15 protein-coding genes are annotated in these 17,494 nt (G+C 67.7%); 3 read left to right on the plus strand and 12 right to left on the minus strand.

Going from position 1 to position 17,494, the window contains the following annotated elements:
* Positions 1-55: 55 nt before the first annotated feature.
* The 8 genes from KCG34_RS24765 to KCG34_RS24800 form a co-directional block, all read right to left on the minus strand.
* Positions 56-1,447 (minus strand): aspartate aminotransferase family protein, encoded by a 1,392-nt coding sequence (locus KCG34_RS24765; RefSeq protein WP_211938252.1) that lies wholly within the window; start codon positions 1,445-1,447, stop codon positions 56-58.
* Entirely contained in the window at positions 1,444-2,217 is a 774-nt protein-coding gene (locus KCG34_RS24770; RefSeq protein ID WP_211938253.1) for a gamma-glutamyl-gamma-aminobutyrate hydrolase family protein, read from the minus strand. Before KCG34_RS24770 ends, KCG34_RS24765 begins: the two co-directional genes overlap by 4 nt.
* Entirely contained in the window at positions 2,214-3,341 is a 1,128-nt protein-coding gene (locus KCG34_RS24775) for an ABC transporter ATP-binding protein (protein ID WP_211938254.1), read from the minus strand. Before KCG34_RS24775 ends, KCG34_RS24770 begins: the two co-directional genes overlap by 4 nt.
* Before the next feature lie 11 nt (positions 3,342-3,352).
* The gene (locus KCG34_RS24780) at positions 3,353-4,198 is read right to left on the minus strand and encodes an ABC transporter permease (RefSeq protein ID WP_211938255.1); all 846 of its coding nucleotides are present in this window, start codon (positions 4,196-4,198) and stop codon (positions 3,353-3,355) included.
* Positions 4,198-5,106, minus strand: coding sequence for an ABC transporter permease (locus KCG34_RS24785; RefSeq protein WP_211938256.1), 909 nt, complete (start codon positions 5,104-5,106; stop codon positions 4,198-4,200). The genes KCG34_RS24780 and KCG34_RS24785 overlap by 1 nt, the downstream gene beginning before the upstream one ends.
* A 63-nt stretch (positions 5,107-5,169) precedes the next feature.
* Positions 5,170-6,267, minus strand: coding sequence for a polyamine ABC transporter substrate-binding protein (locus KCG34_RS24790; RefSeq protein ID WP_211938257.1), 1,098 nt, complete (start codon positions 6,265-6,267; stop codon positions 5,170-5,172).
* 10 nt (positions 6,268-6,277) lie between these two features.
* Positions 6,278-7,669, minus strand: coding sequence for a glutamine synthetase family protein (locus KCG34_RS24795; RefSeq protein ID WP_211938258.1), 1,392 nt, complete (start codon positions 7,667-7,669; stop codon positions 6,278-6,280).
* A 6-nt stretch (positions 7,670-7,675) separates the two neighbouring features.
* Complete coding sequence (locus KCG34_RS24800; RefSeq protein WP_211938259.1) at positions 7,676-9,175, minus strand: aldehyde dehydrogenase; 1,500 nt, start codon at positions 9,173-9,175, stop codon at positions 7,676-7,678.
* A 333-nt stretch (positions 9,176-9,508) separates the two neighbouring features.
* Here KCG34_RS24800 and KCG34_RS24805 point away from each other — a divergent pair, with 333 nt between their 5' ends.
* The 3 genes from KCG34_RS24805 to KCG34_RS24815 all read left to right on the plus strand — a co-directional run bounded on the left by KCG34_RS24805 (position 9,509) and on the right by KCG34_RS24815 (position 12,019).
* Positions 9,509-9,922 (plus strand): rubrerythrin family protein, encoded by a 414-nt coding sequence (locus KCG34_RS24805; protein ID WP_211938260.1) that lies wholly within the window; start codon positions 9,509-9,511, stop codon positions 9,920-9,922.
* 140 nt (positions 9,923-10,062) lie between these two features.
* On the plus strand, positions 10,063-11,421 hold the full coding sequence (locus KCG34_RS24810) for a (Fe-S)-binding protein (RefSeq protein ID WP_211938261.1): 1,359 nt from the start codon (positions 10,063-10,065) through the stop codon (positions 11,419-11,421).
* Between the two features lie 4 nt (positions 11,422-11,425).
* The gene (locus tag KCG34_RS24815) at positions 11,426-12,019 is read left to right on the plus strand and encodes a DUF3501 family protein (RefSeq protein ID WP_211938262.1); all 594 of its coding nucleotides are present in this window, start codon (positions 11,426-11,428) and stop codon (positions 12,017-12,019) included.
* Here KCG34_RS24815 and KCG34_RS24820 read toward each other — a convergent pair.
* From KCG34_RS24820 to KCG34_RS24835, 4 genes are all read right to left on the minus strand, one after another.
* Positions 12,016-14,412 (minus strand): ATP-binding protein, encoded by a 2,397-nt coding sequence (locus KCG34_RS24820; RefSeq protein WP_211938263.1) that lies wholly within the window; start codon positions 14,410-14,412, stop codon positions 12,016-12,018. The two genes, KCG34_RS24815 and KCG34_RS24820, sit on opposite strands and share 4 nt — an antisense overlap.
* A gap of 134 nt (positions 14,413-14,546) precedes the next feature.
* Complete coding sequence (locus KCG34_RS24825) at positions 14,547-14,972, minus strand: PaaI family thioesterase (RefSeq protein ID WP_249138147.1); 426 nt, start codon at positions 14,970-14,972, stop codon at positions 14,547-14,549.
* Between the two features lie 95 nt (positions 14,973-15,067).
* A complete protein-coding gene (gene metA / locus KCG34_RS24830; RefSeq protein WP_211938265.1) occupies positions 15,068-16,075 on the minus strand; it encodes a homoserine O-succinyltransferase MetA in 1,008 nt (335 codons plus the stop codon).
* A gap of 18 nt (positions 16,076-16,093) precedes the next feature.
* Positions 16,094-17,410, minus strand: coding sequence for an O-acetylhomoserine aminocarboxypropyltransferase/cysteine synthase family protein (locus tag KCG34_RS24835; RefSeq protein ID WP_211938266.1), 1,317 nt, complete (start codon positions 17,408-17,410; stop codon positions 16,094-16,096).
* Positions 17,411-17,494 lie beyond the last annotated feature (84 nt).

The following is a 17,494-nucleotide window of genomic DNA, read 5'->3' on the forward strand; positions in this document are numbered from 1 at the left end:
CAGTTCACCGAAAGCAAGCCCTTCCCCCAGCGAGGGGGAAGGGTGCTTCTTGGCCTCAAGCCGCCGCCTTGATCTCCTTCAGGGCCGGCAGGGCCTCGTCCAGCGCCTTCCTGATGGTGCCGACCAGCTGGTCGATCTCGGCGTGGGTGATCACCAGCGGCGGGCTGAACACGATCGAGTCGCGCACGGCGCGGACCATCAGGCCGTGCTTGATGCAGAGGTCGCGCACGATCAGGCCGGCCGGGCCCTCCTTGCCGCCGAAGCGCTTGTTGGTGCCCTTCTCGGCGACGATCTCCACCGCCCCGATCAGGCCGACCGAGCGGGCCTCGCCGACCAGGGGATGCTTGGCCAGTTCGGCCAGGCCCTTGGCCAGGTAGGGGCCGGTGTCGGTGCGGGTGCGCTCGACCAGGCCCTCGCGCTCGATGATCTCGATGTTCTTCAGCGCCACGGCCGCAGCGGTCGGATGGCCGGAATAGGTGAAGCCGTGCACGAAGTCGTCGCTGACGCTGCGCAGGGCCTCGACGATGAAGTCCGCCACGCCCACGGCCGAGATCGGCAGGTAGCCGGAGGACAGGCCCTTGGCCATGGAGACCAGGTCCGGCTTGATCCCGTAGTGGTGGAAGCCGAACCATTGGCCCAGCCGCCCGTAGCCGCAGATCACCTCGTCGACGGCCAGCAGGCAGCCGTACTTGCGGCACAGGGCCTCGACCTTGGGCCAGTAGCCCTCGGGCGGGATGATGACGCCGCCGGCGCCCTGGATCGGCTCGCCGATCACCGCGGCGACCTTCTCCGGCCCGACTTCGAGGATCTTGCTCTCGATGGCGTCGACGGCGCGCTGGCAGAAGGCCTCGGGGTCTTCGCCGAAGCCCTCGTTGAACTGGTAGGGCTGCATCACATGCTCGATGCCCGGCACGAACGGCCCGCCCTGGGCGTGCATGTGGCTCATGCCGCCGAGGCTGGCGCCGGCGATGGTCGAGCCGTGATAGGCGTTGTTCCGCGCGATCAGCACGTTGCGCTCGGGCTGGCCCTTGAGCTGCCAGTAGTAGCGGGCGAGGCGGATGATGGTGTCGACCGCCTCCGAGCCGGAATTGTTGAAGAACACGTGGCTCAGATTGCCGCCCATCAGCTGGGAGATCTTGGTCGCCAAGAGCACGGTCGGCGGCGAGGCGGTCTTGAAGAAGGTGTTGTAGTAGGCCAGCTCCAGCATCTGGTCGTAGGCGACCTTGGCCAGCTCCTCGCGGCCATAGCCGACCTGAACGCACCAGAGGCCCGCCATGCCGTCCAGGAGCGGCGTTCCCTCGCCGTCGAAAATGGTCGAGCCCTGCGCCCGGGTGATGATCCGGGCGCCGCCCAGATCCTGCATCAGCTTGTGGTCCTGGTGGCAGGGCAGGTGGTGGGCCACGTCCAGGCGGCGCAGCTCGGCGATGTCGTAGTTCTTCAGGGTCATGACGCAGTCCTCAGATCGGAAGCGGCCAGCTCGCCGCGCAGGGCGCGGCCGAGCAGGCGGAAAAAGCCTTGGCTGTCGGGATTGGCCTCGACCTGCCATTCGGGATGCCACTGCACGGCGACGACCGGAGCCCCGTTGATCTCGGTCGAGATCGCCTCGACCACGCCGTCCGGAGCGACGGCCTCAACTTTCAGGCCCGAGCCCAGCCGGCCGATCCCCTGGAAGTGGACGGAATTGACTGTCAGCTCGGTGCGGCCCAGGCTTCGCGCCAGGACGCCGCCCGGGGTCAGAGCCACCGGATGGAAGTGGTCGAACATCGCGTCAAAGCTGACGTCCAGCGGGGCATGATGAGCGATCAGGTCGGGATTCTCGCTGGTGTCCCGGCGCAGCGCGCCGCCAAAGGCCACATTGAGCTCCTGCAGGCCGCGGCAAACCCCGAACACGGGCTTGCCGAGGTCCATCATCGCCTTGGCCAGGCTGAGGGTTATTTCGTCCCGCCCAGGGTCGAAGGGGCCGGGTGCGTCGTCGATCGCCTCGCCATAGCGGTGCGGTTGAAGGTTCGAGGGGCTGCCGGTCAAGAGCAGGCCATCTAGCCGCGGGGCCACCTCCTGCGCGCTCATCAGGTCGGGCATGGCGGGAACCAGCAGGGCCGCGCAATCGGCGAACTTCATCGCCGCCCGCACATAGCGGTTCATGACCGCCTGGGCCGGCTCGGGCTCGACGATGCGCGTGCAGCAGGCAATGCCAAGGACGGGGCGGGCGGCGGTCATGACAACAGCACCGCGGGCGAGCAGGCGTGCCAGGCGAGCCATACCGGCTCGTCCCAGGTGAAGTCCTCCTGGTCCTGACGGGTGAGGTTGGTTCTGAGGGCCTTCACCCGCCGGCCATTGTCCAGCTCGACTTCGTAGACCGACTCCGAGCCCAGATAGGAGATCTGGCGGATGATACCGGCGGCGACGTTGGTCCCGGGGCGAGCGTCTTCCAGGAGCGGGGCTTCGGCCCCGTTGACGCGTTTGTGCAGCTCGATCTTCTCGGGCCTGAGGGCGACCCAGAGGTTGGTCTGGTGCGCTCCGGTGACGCCGTGGTCCAGGAAGATCGGGGCCGGCAGCTCGGGGCTGTCGATCACCGCATGGTCCGGCTCGTCGACGCTGAGCTTGCCCTCGAACAGGTTCACCGAGCCGATGAAGTCGGCGACGAAGCGCGAGTTCGGATATTCGTAGAGGTCGGACGGCGTCGCCACCTGTTGCAGGAGGCCCCGGTTCATCACCGCGCAGCGCGTGGCCATGGCCAGGGCTTCGTCCTGGTCGTGGGTGACGATCAGGAAGGTGATGCCGACCTTTTCCTGCAGGATGGCCAGTTCGGTGCGCATGGCCTCGCGCAGCTTGGCGTCGAGGGCCGAGAGCGGCTCGTCGAGCAGCAGCACCCGCGGCCGCTTGACCAGGGCGCGGGCCAGGGCCACGCGCTGGCGCTGGCCGCCGGACATCTGGTCGGGCTTGCGCGCGCCGAAGCCGTCCAGCTTGACCAGGGCCAGGGCCTCTTCCACCCGCTGGGCGCGCTCGGCGGCGCCCACCCCGTCGACCTTGAGGCCATAGCCGACGTTGTCGGCCACGGTCATGTGCGGGAACACGGCGTAGGACTGGAACACCATGTTCACCGGCCGCTTGTTGGGCGGGATCTTGCTGATGTCCTGGCCGTCGATCAGGATTCGCCCCTCGGTCGGGGTCTCGAAGCCGGCGAGCATGCGTAAGAGAGTGGTCTTGCCGCAGCCGGAGGGGCCCAGCAGGGCGAAGAACTCGCCCTCGTCGATCGACAGGGAGACATTGTCCACCGCCACCATCTTGCCGAAGCGTTTGGTGACGTTCTCGAAGCGGATGATGGTCTTTTTCTCGCTCATTCGTGTCCGTTTCAGCCGCCGGCGACGTCGCTGGCCATCTCGGTCCCCTGCAGGCGCAGGGCGATGGCGGTGAGGGCGACGGTGATGATGATGAGAACGGTCGAGACCGCGTTGATCTCGGGCGTCGGTGAGAAACGGGCCATGGAATAGACTTTGACCGGGAAGGTCGTGGTGTCCGGCCCGGACGTGAAGAAGGTGATCACGAAGTCGTCCAGGCTGAGGGTGAAGGCCAGCAGGCCTCCCGCCACTAGGCCCGGCCGGATGTGCGGGATCAGGATGTCGTTGAAGATGCGCCACTCGCTGGCGCCCAGGTCCTTGGCCGCCTCTTCCAGTTCTCGGTTGAACGAGGCCAGACGGGCGCGGATGACGATGGCGACAAAGCTGAACGAGAAGGAGATGTGCGAGATGATGATGGCCCCGAGGTTGAGGGGCCAGGGCATCTCGGTCGGCCAGGGCATGACCTGGGTGAAGAACACCAGCATGGCCACGCCCATGCAGATCTCCGGCACCACGATCGGCAGGGCCAGGGCGCCTTCCAGCGCCGGCTTGGCCGGGAAGCGGAACCGCCAGAGCAGGATCGCCGTCATCGCCCCCAGGATCACGCTCATCAGGGTCGAGACGGCGGCGATGGTCAGGCTGTTGCCGAAGGCCACCATCAGGTCGGTGTCGTGCAGCACCTGGACGTAGTAGTCGAGGGTGAAGCCGCGCCAGACGACGTTGCGCTTGGAGTTGTTGAAGCTGAACGCCATCAGGGTGATCAGCGGCGTGTAGAGGAAGATGCAGGTCCCGATCAGCCAGGCGCGAATGGCGGGTCGGCGCAGGTATTCGAGGGGGCCGGGGGGAGACTTGTCGCGCATCACGCGGCCTCCGCCTTTTTGCGGCCGCGCGAGACGATCGCCTGCACGGCGATGGCGACGAAGGTCATGTACATCAGCATGAACGAGAGGGCCGAGCCGAACGGCCAGTTGTTGGCGGTCTTGAACTGCCGCTCGATGACGTTGGCGATCATCATGCTCTCCGGGCCGCCCAGCAGGTCCGGGGTCAGGTAGGCGCCGATCGAGGGGATCAGGGTGACGATGATCCCGGAGATGATCCCTGGCGTCGCCAACGGGATGACCACGCGGCGGAAGGTGGTGAACTGGCCGGCGCCGAGGTCGAGGCTGGCTTCCAAGAGCGAGCGGTCCAGCCGGTCCAGCGCCGCATAGAGCGGCAGCACCATGAAGGGCAGCTGCACATAGACGAGGCCGAACACCACGGCGAAATTGTTGTGCAGCAGCTCCAGCGGGTGGAACGGCGCCAGCGGATGGCCGGCCAGCGCGGTCAACTGGCTGAGGTGGTTCCAGAAGAAGGCCAGGGTGAAGTTGATGTAACCCTCAGTCCGCAGGACCGCCATCAGCGCATAGGTGCGGATCAGAAGGTTGGTCCAGAACGGCAGCATGATCAGAAGCAGCAGCCAGGCCTTGGTCTTCTCAGAGGCGAAGGTGATGGCGATCGCCACCGGAAAGCCGATCACCAGGCACAGAAGGGTGGTGAGGGCCGCGAACCAGAACGACTTGACGATGATGCCCAGATAGAGCGGGTTCAGCGCGTGGCCGTAGTTGGAGAAGGTCCCGTTGATGGCGATGTGCACCAGGTCGGTGTTCTCGCCGAAGCTGTAGGTCCAGATGATCGCCAGCGGGATCAGGAAGAAGGCCAGCAGCCAGAAGGTCGGCGGCCCGCCCACCGCGGCGAACACGCCCTTGGCGCGTTTCCAGTGCTCATCCATGGGCGGCGCTCCCTTCTCCGAGAGAAGAGGGGGCCTGCGCCAGTGGCGGGATGCAGCGCGCCCTCATGCCGCAAAGATCCGCGTCAAAGTCTCGTCGAACAGGCGTGAGCGCTGCAGGCCCTCGAATTCGGTGTATTCGCAGTGCGCCATCACTTCGGGCGGCGGGTAGATCGCTTTGTTCTCGCGATAGCTTGCCGGCATCAGGGCCAGGGCCGCGGCGTTCGGCGTGGGATACTTGATGGTGTTGTAGATCGCGGCGCCGTTCTTGGCGTCGAGGATGAAGTTGATGAACTGGTGGGCGTTGTCGGGGCGCGGCGCGCCTTTGGGAATGCACAGGCAGTCCGAGTTCAGGATCGAGCCTTCCTTCGGCACCACGAAGTCCAGGTCCGGGTCTTCCTGCATCACCTGGGCGATGTCGCCGTTGTACTCCATGACGATGTCGATCTCGCCCGAGAGCAAGAGGTCCTGGCCCTCATCGTTGTGGAAGATTTTGATGTTCGGCTTCTGCTTGATGTACATGCGCGCGATCTGGTCGAGCACCTCGGGCGAAATGTTGTGGATCGAGTGGCCCAGATATTTGGCGCCCAGGCCCATCAGGTCGTCGGCTTCCGAGAACAGGCCGATCCGGCCCTTGTACTGGTCGCTGTCCATCAACCACTTCCAGCTGTCGGGCACGCCGCCGGTCATCTTGGACTTTCGGTAGCCGACGCCCAGCACCAGCCAGGTATAGGGCATCGACCACCGGCGGCCGGGATCGAAGGCGGGATTCTGGAATTGCGGCAGAAGGTTCTTGTGGTTGGGGATCTTGTCCAGATCCAGCGGCATCAGCATGTCCGAGATCTTCAGCCGCGTAACGAACTGGTCCGACGGCACGATCACGTCGAAGCCCGGATTGCCGGCGCGCAGCTTTGAGAACAGTTCGTCGTTGGTGGCGAACAGGCTCATATGCACGTCGATCCCCGTGGCCCGCTTGAAGTCCGACAGGGTCGTCTTTGGGGTATAGGTGTCCCAGTTGTAGAGGTTGAGCCGTTGCTCCTCGCCGTTCTTGCCGATCGGATAGGTGTCGGCGCAGCCTTCCATGGCGCCGAAGCTGATCCCGGCCGCGGCTGCGCCCAGGCCCGCCAGCAGCGAGCGGCGCGTAGATGAGAAGCGTCTGGCCATCAGCGCCCCCTCAGACGTTCTTCAAGTACCAGTCGTAGTCCAGCGCCGGCACCTCGGCGAAGAAGCGGTCCTGCTCGGTGCGCTTGACCTTGCAGAACATCTCCACGAACCGGTCGCCGAGGTAGTCGCGCAGCACGGCCGAGCGGTCGAAGGCCTCGACCGCGGCGAACCAGTTGGCCGGCAGGCGCAGGTCCATCTTGGCCGCCGCCTCGTAGCCGTCGCCGACCACCGGCGGGCCGGGGTCGATCTGGTTCTTCAGGCCGTGGTGCACGCCGGCCAGAAGGGCCGCCAGCGCCAGATAGGGGTTGGCGTCGGCGCCCGCGACCCGGTGCTCGATATGCCGGCCCTTGGGCGGACCCGCCGGCACCCGCAGCGAGACGGTGCGGTTGTTCACCCCCCAGGTCGGCGCCACCGGCGCATAGGAGTTGGCGCGGAAGCGGCGGAACGAGTTGGCGTTGGGGGCGAAGATCGCCATGGCCTCGCCGAGCGTCGCCTTCATCCCGCCGACGGCGTGGCGCAGGGGCGGCTCGCCCTCGGGCTTCTCGCTGGCGAAGATGTTGTTGCCCTTGGCGTCGTTGACGCTGACGTGCAGGTGCAGGCCGCTGCCGGCGCGTTCGGCGAAGGGCTTGGCCATGAAGGTGGCCTCGCAGCCGTTGCGCACCGCCACACCCTTGGCGATGCGCTTGTACATCAGGGCCTCGTCGGCGGCTCTGAGGGCGTCGGGGCCGTGCTTCAGGGTCAGCTCGACCTGGCCGGGGGCGTATTCCGAGATGGCCCCCTCCAGCGGCACGCCCTGGATGTCGGCGCAGGTCCACAGGTCACGGAAAAAGTTGGCGAAATCCTCGATCTCGCGCAGGCCATAGACCCCGTGCAGCGACGGGCGCTCGCCGGTGACCGGCGAGGCCGCCAGCTCGATGCCGCCGGCCTCGGTGCGCATGGGATCGACTAGGTAATATTCGATCTCGCAGGCCACCACAGGGGTCAGGCCATCGTCGGCGAAGCGCTGCAGCACCCGGCGCAGCACGTGGCGCGGGTCGATGTCGTTGGGCGTGCCGTCCAGCTCGTAGAGCGAGGTCAGGACCTGGGCGGTGTCGTCGCCCAGCCAGGGCGCGCGCACCAGGGTGCCGGGCGCCGGCTTGGCCAGGCGGTCGGCGTCGCCATCGGCCCAGACCAGGCCCGTGTCCTCGCAGTCCTGGCCGGTGACGTCGCAGACCAGGATCGAGCCCGGCAGGAAGCGGCCATATTCATAGACCGCCATGATCTCGTGCCGGCGCAGGCGCTTGCCGCGGGGCACGCCGGAGAGGGCGGTGAAGATCACCTCGAAGAACTGCACATCCGGATTGGCGTCCAGGAAGGCCTTGCATTCGGCGGGATCGGCGATGGGGTGCGAAAGGGCGGTCAAGATGGCTTACCTGAGAGTGATCGAGATGGCCTTGAGGTCGGCGTATTTGTGCAGGGCGTGCAGGCTGCGGTCACGTCCAAATCCGGACTGCTTGAAGCCGCCGAAGGGCATGGTGATGTCGCAGGCGTCCCAGCCGTTGACCCAGACCAGGCCTGCGCGGAGCTTCTTGGCCGCCTTGTGCCCGAGGCTGAGGTCCGAGGTCCACAGGCCCGCGGCCAGGCCAAAGACCGTGTCGTTGGCGAGCGCGATGGCCTGGTCGGGCGTGTCGAACGAGAGCACGCCCAGGACCGGGCCGAACACCTCTTCCCGCGCCAGGGTCGAGCCGGGATTGAGCCCGTCGAAGATGGTCGGCTGGACATAGTAGCCGCCGGTCTCGAGGCGGGTGCGGCCGCCGCCGATCTTCAGTTCGCCGCCCTCGGCCTCCGCGGTCGCGATGTAGCGCAGGGCGGTGGCCATCTGACGCTCGCTGATCATGGCCCCGAAGCGGGTTTCGGGATCCAAGGGGTCGCCCACGGCTATGCCGGCGGCGATCTCGACCACGCGGGCCACGAAGGCGTCCTTGACGTCCTTCTGCACCAGGAGGCGCGAGGCGGCGGTGCAGACCTCTCCCTGGTTATAGAACACGCCCCAGGCGGCGGCCTGGGCGGCGGCTTCGAAGTCGGGGCAGTCGGCGAACACGATCTGGGGCGACTTCCCGCCCAGCTCCAGGCTGACCCGTTTCAGGTTGCTCTCGCCGGCATAGACCATCAGCTGGCGCCCGACCGGGCCCGAGCCGGTGAAGGCGACCATGTCGACATCCATGTGCCGGCCGATCGCCTGGCCGGCGACAGCGCCCAGGCCAGGGACCACGTTCAGCACGCCCGCCGGCAGGCCGGCCTCCAGGGCCAGTTCGCCGAGGCGAATGGCGGTCATCGGCGACTGTTCGGCCGGCTTCAGCACCACCGAATTGCCCATGGCCAGGGCCGGGGCGACCTTCCACATGGCCATGTGCAGCGGGAAGTTCCACGGCACGATGGCCCCGATCACGCCCAGGGGCTCGTGCACGGCCATGGAGATGCGATCGGCGGGCGAGGGGCCGACCTCGCCATAGACCTTGTCCAGGGCCTCGGCGTAGTAGCGGGTGGTGCCGATGGCCAACGGGATGTCGACATTGGCCGCGTCGTGCAGCGGCTTGCCGGTGTCGAGGCTTTCCAAGAGTGCCAGTTCGTCTGCGTGGGCCGCCATCAGGTCGGCCAGGCGGTGCAGCACCGCCTTCTTCGCCCTGGGTCCCTGGCCGCGCCAACGCTCGTCCTCGAAGGCGCGGCGGGCGGCGGCGACCGCGCGGTCCACGTCGGCGCCGTCGCAGGCCGCGACCTGGTTCAGAAGCTTGCCGTCGCGGGGGCCGGGATTGTCGAAGGTGGCGCCCGACAGGGCGTCCACGCAGGCGCCGTCGATCACCGCCTGATTCGGCAGGGACAGCGCGGCGGCGCGTCGCTCCAGGTCGCGAAGGGTGGTGTTCAGCAGCATTCCCGTCCCCAAACTGTGATCACTTGTTGGCGGAAAGGGCGGCGGAGTCAAGACGGCGGCCCGCCTCAGTAGCTTGGCAGCCCGCAGAATGGGCTGTGCGCCGGGCGCAGCGCCTCAACCTCTAATCTGTGATCACTAAAATAGCGCCGTATTTTCAGCGGGCGTGCAGTCTCGGCTCGCGCCTGCGACGCATTCGCAGCACATAGAAACCCTCTATCCAAAGGCAAAATTCTATCAATTGGACCGCTGTTCGGCGGCGGGCCTAAAACCGATTCCGCCAGTTCCGACGGCGGCTTTCGCCTGTCCGGCGGCCGCATCATTTGGGAGACGACCATGAGCCTCGCCACCAGCAAGACCCTCGATAATCTGAAGGCCGCCTTCGCCGGCGAAAGCCAGGCCAACCGCCGCTACCTCTACTTCGCGCAAAAGGCCGACATCGAAGGCTACAACGACGTCGCCGCCGTGTTCCGCTCGACCGCGGAAGGCGAGACCGGCCACGCCCACGGCCACCTGGAATTCATGGAAGCCGTCGGCGACCCCGCCACCGGCCTGCCGATCGGCGCCACCGACGCCAACCTCAAGGCCGCCATCGCCGGCGAGACCCACGAATATACCGACATGTACCCCGGCATGGCCCGCACCGCCCGCGAGGAAGGCTTCGACGAGATCGCCGACTGGTTCGAGACCCTGGCCAAGGCCGAAAAGTCCCACGCCGGCCGCTTCCAGCGGGCGCTGGACGCGCTTTGATCGCCGAAACCCCCTCCCCCTTGCGGGGAGGGGGCAGGGGGCGGGGGTGAGGCGCCGAACCTGCCGGTCCGAACCCAGACTCCTGAACTGACACCCCCACCCCAACCCCTCCCCGCAAGGGGGAGGGGCTCGAGGTTCAAATGCCCGAAACTCCGCCCGCCGCCCGCGAAGGCAGCCTGGACGCCCCGTTCCGCCATCCGCTGAACTGGCGCGACGAGAGCTTCTATGACCTCGCCGCCATCGAGCACGAGATGGAGCGGGTGTTCGACATCTGTCACGGCTGCCGGCGCTGCTTCAATCTGTGCGACAGCTTCCCCAAGCTGTTCGACATGGTCGACGAGAGTCCGACCGGCGAGCTCGATGGGGTGGCCAAGAGCGAATACGGCAAGGTCGCCGACGCCTGCACGCTCTGCGACATGTGCTTCATGACCAAGTGCCCCTATGTCCCGCCGCACAGCTTCGACGTGGACTTCCCGCACCTGATCCTTCGCCACCGGGCGGCGCAGCGGCGCGCCAAGGGCGGCGACTTCGTGCGCGAGCAGCTGGGCGAGACCGATCGCAACGGCAAGCTGGCCAAGCCGGTGGCGGGCCTCGCCAACTGGGCGACGGACGTCAAGAACAAGCCGGTCCGCGGCCTGATGCAGGCGGTGGCGCATATCGACGCTGAAGCCGAGCTGCCCAAGTACCATTCCAAGACTGCGACCGACCGGCTGAAGACCCCGCCGAAGGCCGATCCCGCCGGCCCCGCTGCCGGGCGCAAGGTGGCGCTCTATGCGACCTGCTTCGTCGACTACAACGCTCCCGACACTGCGACCGCCGCCGCCGAGGTGCTGGCGCGCCAGGGCGTCGAGGTCAGGGCGGTCTATCCCGAATGCTGCGGCATGCCCCAGCTGGAGGCCGGCGACCTGAAGGACGTGGCCGGTCGGGCCGAACGGGTCGCCGCCGTCTTTGGTCCCCTGATCGACCAGGGCTACGAGGTTGTGGCCCTGACCGCCAGCTGCGGCCTGATGATGAAGTTCGAATGGCCGCTGCTGCTGCCGGAGAGCGAGCCGGTGAAGAAGCTGGCGGCCGCCACCCGCGACATCAGCCAGTACGTGGTCGAGCTCTCAAAGTCGGTGGGCCTGGCTCCTGGCCTCAAGCCGATCGAGGGCGGGGTGACCGTGCATCACGCCTGCCACGCCCGGGCCCAGAACATGGGCGCCAAGTCGGCCGAGATGCTGAAGCTGATCCCCGACACCCGCGTCGAACTGGTCGAGCGCTGCTCCGGCCACGGCGGCACCTTCGGGGTGATGCAGGAGACCCGCCCGATGGCGGTCAAGGTCGGCAAGCCGGCCGCCCGCCAGGTGGCGCAGAAGAAGACCGAGACCCTATGCTCGGACTGCCCTTTGGCCTGCAAGCATCTCGGCCAGCTTTTGGTCGCCGAACTGCCGGCCGGCGCCGCCCAGCCGGTCCAAGCGCATCCGATCGAGATCCTCGCCCGTTCCTATGCCGGAGCCTGACCTCATGCCCGCCGCCCAGCGCCAGATCACCCGCGCCGACATCCTGCCCGACGCCGACTTCGCCAAGGTGCGCAAGGAGCGCCGCGCGTCGCTGCTGCCCGTCAAGCGGCTGCGCCGCGTGGAGCTTGGCCCCGTCTGCACCTTCTATTTCGAGACCTTCGAGACCATGCTGTTCCAGGTCCAGGAGATGCTGCTGGTCGAAAAGGGCGGCGAGGCCCAGATCGCTGACGAGCTTTCGGCCTACAACCCCTTGATCCCGCAGGGGGACGAGCTGGTGGCCACGGTGATGTTCGAAATCGAGGACGAGCGACGCCGCGCCGCCCTGCTGGCCCGGCTCGGCGGGGCCGAGGACAGCTTCTTCATCCAGATCGGCGCTGACAAGGTCATGGGCGTTCCCGAAGGCGACATCGAGCGCACGCGCGAGGACGGCAAGACCTCCTCGGTCCACTTCCTGCATTTTTCGCTGACCGAAGCCCAGAAGGCCAAGTTCCGCGACCCGACGACCGCCATCCTGGTCGGCTGCGACCACGAGCACTACGCGCACATGGCTGCCCTCAGCCCGGCCGCCCGCGCCGAGCTGAGCAAGGATTTCGCTTAAGCGACCTCCGCCGTGGCCGGTTCGCCGCCTGGGGCCCAGCGGTCGATCTTGCTCAAAAGCTCGCCCGGATTGATCGGCTTGGCGATATGATCGTTCATGCCCGCGGCGCGGCAGGCCTCGACCTGGGCGGCCATGACATTGGCGCTGAGAGCCAGGATCGGGGTCGCCGCGTTCAGGGGCGCCTCGCGGCGGATGGCGCGGGCGGCGGCCAGGCCGTCCATCACCGGCATCTGCAGGTCCATCAGGATCAGGTCGAACACGTCGCGCTGGGCCGCCTCCACCGCTTCGACCCCGTTTGCGGCCTCACAGACCTCGAGGTCGAATGGGGCGAGAAGGGCCGAAACCAGCTCGCGGTTCACCGCCACGTCGTCGACCACCAGGATGCGCAGCGGATTGGGCTCGACCCGCGCCTCTGCCTCCTGGGCCGCCGGTTCGGCGGCGGCGGCGACGGGAGCGGGAATATCGAACCAGAAGGTCGAGCCGACGCCTTCCACCGTATCCAGGCCAATCTCGCCGCCCATCAGTTCGATCAGCCCCTTGGAGATCGCAAGCCCCAGGCCTGCGCCCCCGTGCCGTCGGGTATTGGAGGCGTCGATCTGCGAGAAGCGGCGGAACAGGCGGGCGCGGTCCGCATCCGAAATGCCGTGGCCGGTGTCGCGCACCTTCACCAGCAGCCGCCCGCCGAGGTCGACGCGATAGCTGGCCTCTACCGTCACCGAACCGTGATTGGTGAACTTGACCGCATTGCCCACCAGGTTCAGCAGCACCTGCCGCGTGCGGGCTGCGTCGGCCACGACTTCCTTGGGCAGGGATGAGAGGGCCTGCAGGCTCAGCGTCAGGTCCTTCTTGTCCGCCTCCGGCCGAACCAGCTCGACCGCATCCGCCAGGAGGCGCTCCAGCGCGACCGGCTGAAGGTTCAACTCGACCTGGCCGGCCTCTATCCGCGAGACGTCCAGGATGTCGTTGACCAGGGCCAGAAGCGCCTGGCCGCCGGTTAGGATGCGCTGGGTATAGGCCTCGGCCTGGGCGGGCAGGCCGCCCATCTTGGCCACCAGGCCCGCAAAGCCGATCACGGCGGTCAGGGGCGTCCTGATCTCGTGGCTCATATTGGCCAGGAACTCGGCCTTGGCCCGCGCCGAGGCTTCGGCGGTCTCCCGGGCGACGCGGCTGGCCAGCAGCTCCTCGTCCAGCTTGCGCTTGGCCTCGGCATAGGTGCGGAACACGCCGAGCGCCCGGGCCAGGTCGCCAACTTCGTCCGGCCGCTCCATGTCGGGGATCGGGTGGTCCAGGTCGCCCTCGGCCACGGCGCGCATGGCGGTGGTGATGCGCCCGATCGGCTTCAGCACCTGGGCGCTGGCGAACACGGCGACCATCACGCCCAGGCCCACGGAGACGGCCATCAGGACCAGGGCGACGGAGAGGTCGCGCTCGGCGTCCGTGGCCTCGGCCGCGGCGTGCTCCGCCACCGCGCCGAAGGCGGTGTTGGCCACGTTCATCAGGCTGTCCAGCCCGGCGTTGTTGATCTGACGGCTCTGCTCGTTGGGCAGGATCGATGTGCGCCCGGCCGCAAGCGCGTCCAGGATCTCGCCGCGCATCCGCCGGTCGATCTGGTAGTAGAGCCGGTCCGAAGCGGCGATCGCGGCCAACAAGGCCGGCGGCGCTTCGTCGTGGGCGGCGTCGTCCTTCAGGATCGCCCAGGGAGCGTCGATGCGCTCCTTGAGCGCCTTGAACTCGTCGACCTGATCGTGGGTCAACTTGCGGCCAACGATGGCGGCGGTCCACCAGCGCAGGCTGTCGTTGCCCGCGGCGGCGCGCACGGTCCAGGCCAGTCGGCCGATATTGGTCATGCGGGCGATGAAGGGGTCGTCTCGGCCAATCTCGGCGCCCAACCGCTCGGTGGCGTCGGTCATGGCGTCGGTCAGGGCTGTGAGCCCCGCCAGATAGCGGTCGTGCAGGTCCGGCGGCCGCCGATCGAGCGGCTGGCGGATGGCGGCGTCGGACTCGGCGCGCAGGGCCTGGACCTTGTCGAAAAGGCGGCCGATCCCGGCTTCACCGAAGGCGTCGGCATGGGGCGACAGTGACCTGAGCGCAGCCAGGGTCGAGTGCATCCTGGACGTGGATTGCGACCTCAGCTCGGCCTGGTAGGCGACCTCCTTCGGGTCCGGATCGCCCGGCGAGGCGATCAGGCCCGCAGTCGTGCCCCGCTCGAGGCGCAGCAGGTTCATTTCGGTGAACAGGGCCCGCGAGGCCTCGCTGATCGCCACCACACGGCGGGCCTGTTGCAGCCGCTCGAAGGCCTGGTTGGCCGAAATCGCGCTCACGGCCGCCAGCACCGCGACCAGAAGGCCCACGATCAGCTGAATGCGAAGCCGGATCGAACGAAATGGCTTCATGGCCCCGCCGCAGTCGAGGCCGTTCTCCGACTGCCGGAAAACGGCCGCTCGCCAGAAGATTTGAGCTTAGCGGCGAACGCTTGAGCAACCGTGAAGATCTGGGCGCGTCGATTTCTCGCAGTGCAACCGGGTAGTCAGGCCGCGCCCCGTGCGAGCGCTACGCGGAAGCTCGCCCGCGCCCGGGCCACCGTCTCGCCGTCGGCGGTGATGTCCATCTCGGCGTGGCTCGAGCGGCCGCCGCCGTGGACGAACAGGGTGTGAAATTCCAGCCACTGGCCGGGCCTGGCCGCGCCCAGATAGTCGATGCCGAGCGAGGTGGTCCACAGCCCCTCGACCTGCGCGCCCTCGGCCCGCAGCCGCGCGCCGCAGGAAAGTCCCATCGCCTGGTCGGCCAGGGCGGCGTAGAGGCCGCCATGCACGGTCCCGCGGGAATTGGTGTGCGCTTCGCGCGCCTCCAGACCCAGCACGACCTGGCCCGGTTCGTTGCGCATGAAGATGGGGCGCCAGGGGGCGAGCAAAGGGCTTTCGCGGTCGAACGGTTCGAAGCCGGGCGGGGGCATGGGGCCTCCATCACTCATTTTCAAACGAATGTTTGAATCGACCGTTTAGATCGTCAAGCCGTTTCGCGCGCCGAGGCGGTCACGAAACCGGGAGCCTACCGCACCCCTTCCCGGGCGCCGGCAAAAGCGTAGGCCGGCAGGGCGCGAACGGCCTTCATCAGGGCGATCTGCTGCAGCCAGTTGGCGAACAGCACCTCGGCGTGGTGGCGCCAGGGATGCGGCGGGTGGAATTCGGCGGCGATCTCGGCGCAGCGTTCGATCAGCGCCGGCGAGCGGGCCCGCCTGGCTTCCTCGGCCAGGGCGCGGAAGGCCGCCTCGGTGCGGGCGTCGAAATAGCCCACCGGCAATGGCGGCGGATCATCCATCTCGCCGCGCAGGTGGCGGCCGACGTCGCGGCAGTATTCCTTGAGCAGGCCGTCGGCGTCGTATTCCGGATGCCCCTGGAAGAAGACGAACAGGCTCTCGCCCCGCCGCACGAACAGGTCCGCCCCGGCTTCGCGCGAATGGGTCAAGAGGTGATAGCCCTTGGCGGCGAGGTCGCCGACCGAAAGGCCGTTCCTGCGCGAGTGCGGCATGCGGATCATCGAGGCCATGCCGGCCATCAGGGGGTCGTCGGCCACCTGCTCGCACAGGAACACCCCGGCGCATTTCTGGGGCAGGGGGCGCCGCTCGACCCCGTCCAGGTGCAGCACCGCTGCGTGGGCCGCCAGGCAGGACCACAAGGTCGAAAGGGTGCTGTGCTCGGCCCAGTCGATCAGCCGGGCCAGGTGCGGGAAATAGGGCTCGCTGCGGATGTCGGCGGTCTTGGGCTCGTTGCCGGTGACGATCAGGGCGTCGACCTTCAGCGCTGTGGGGTCATCGATCTCGACATAGCGGTCTCTCATGGCGAGCCGCGCCGCGTCGCTGCGCGGAACCCCCGGCAGGCTGTAGAGCTTTAGCCGCACGTCCAGGCCGCCGCCCGCGGCCGCGATCAGTTCGGCGAATTGCCGCTCGGTCGCGGCGAGGGCCGCATCCGGCATGTTGTTCACCAGGCCGATCTCGATCCGCATGGGCGGACAGGAAGCGGGAAGGTCGCCGCTCTGAGGGACTTCGCCGTCGGCCATGGCCTCTTGTCCTCTGCTCTAGGGGCTTTCCGCCCGCGCAGGGGCGCGAGCCGCTTGGGAGGTGGACGGGGCGCCCAGCGCCTGGTCCAGGTCTTCGATGATGTCGTCGATGTGCTCGATGCCGATCGAGAGGCGGATCATTTCGGGCCGCACCCCGGCTTTCAGCTGCTCTTCCGGGTCCATCTGGCGGTGGGTGGTCGAAGCGGGGTGGCAGGCCAGCGACTTGGCGTCGCCGATATTGACCAGCCGCTTGATCAGGCCGAGGCGGTTATAGAACTGCCGGCCGGCCTCGAGCCCGCCCTTGATGCCGAAGGTCAGCAGCGAGGAGGCCTGGCCGCGCAGGTACTTCTGCGACAGGCCGTAATAGGGGCTGTCCTCGAAGGCGGCGTAGGAAACCCAGTCCACCCGCGGGTCGGCGCGCAGGAATTCGGCGACCTTGCGGCCGTTCTCGATGTGCCGCTCCATGCGCAGGGCCACGGTCTCGATGCCCTGCAGCAAAAGGAAGGCGCTCAGCGGCGCCAGCACCGCGCCCATGTTGCGCTGATAGACGCTGCGGGCGCGGGCGATGAAGGCCTCGGGGCCGAAGCGGTCGACATAGACCAGGCCGTGATAGGAGTGGTCCGGCTGGGTGAACATCGGGAAGCGGTCGGCGTACTTCGCCCACGGGAAGCGGCCGCTGTCGACGATGGCGCCGCCCAGGGTGGTGCCGTGGCCGCCCAGGAACTTGGTCAGGGAGTGGACGACGATGTCCGCGCCATAGTCGATCGGGCGCAGCATGATCGGGGTCGCCACCGTGTTGTCGACGATCAAGGGAACGCCGGCGGCATGGGCGACCTTGGCCAGCTCCTCGATGTCGCAGACATTGCCGGCCGGGTTGCCGATGCTCTCGCACAGCACCGCCTTGGTGTCCTTGTCGATCAGGCGGGCGATGTCGTCCGGCTGGTCGCTGGCGGCGAAGCGGCCCTGGATCCCCTGGCGTGGCAGGATGTGATGCAGCAGGGCGTGGGTCGCGCCATAGAGCTGGGGCACCGAGACGATGTTGCCGCCGTGGTCGGCGACATTGGCCAGGGCGAAGTGCATCGCCGCCTGGCCCGAGGCGGTGGTCAGGGCGCCGACGCCGCCTTCCAGGGCCGCCATCCGCTTTTCCAGGATGGCCGTGGTCGGGTTGCCGATGCGGCTGTAGCGGAAGCCCTCGACCTCAAGGTCGAACAGGGCGGCGCCGTGCTCGGCGCTGTCGAACGCATAGGAGGCGGTCTGATAGATCGGCACGGCCACGGCCTTGGTGACCGGGTCGGCGTCAAAGCCGGCGTGGATGGCGATGGTTTCCGGGCGCATGGCCAAGACCTCTCCTGTCGGGCCCGAACGAAAAGCGGTTCCAAATTGGCCCATGGGCGCCGACAAGACGAGCCAATGCAGGGA

Source organism: Phenylobacterium montanum, from assembly GCF_018135625.1.
GTDB lineage: Bacteria > Pseudomonadota > Alphaproteobacteria > Caulobacterales > Caulobacteraceae > Poindextera > Poindextera montana.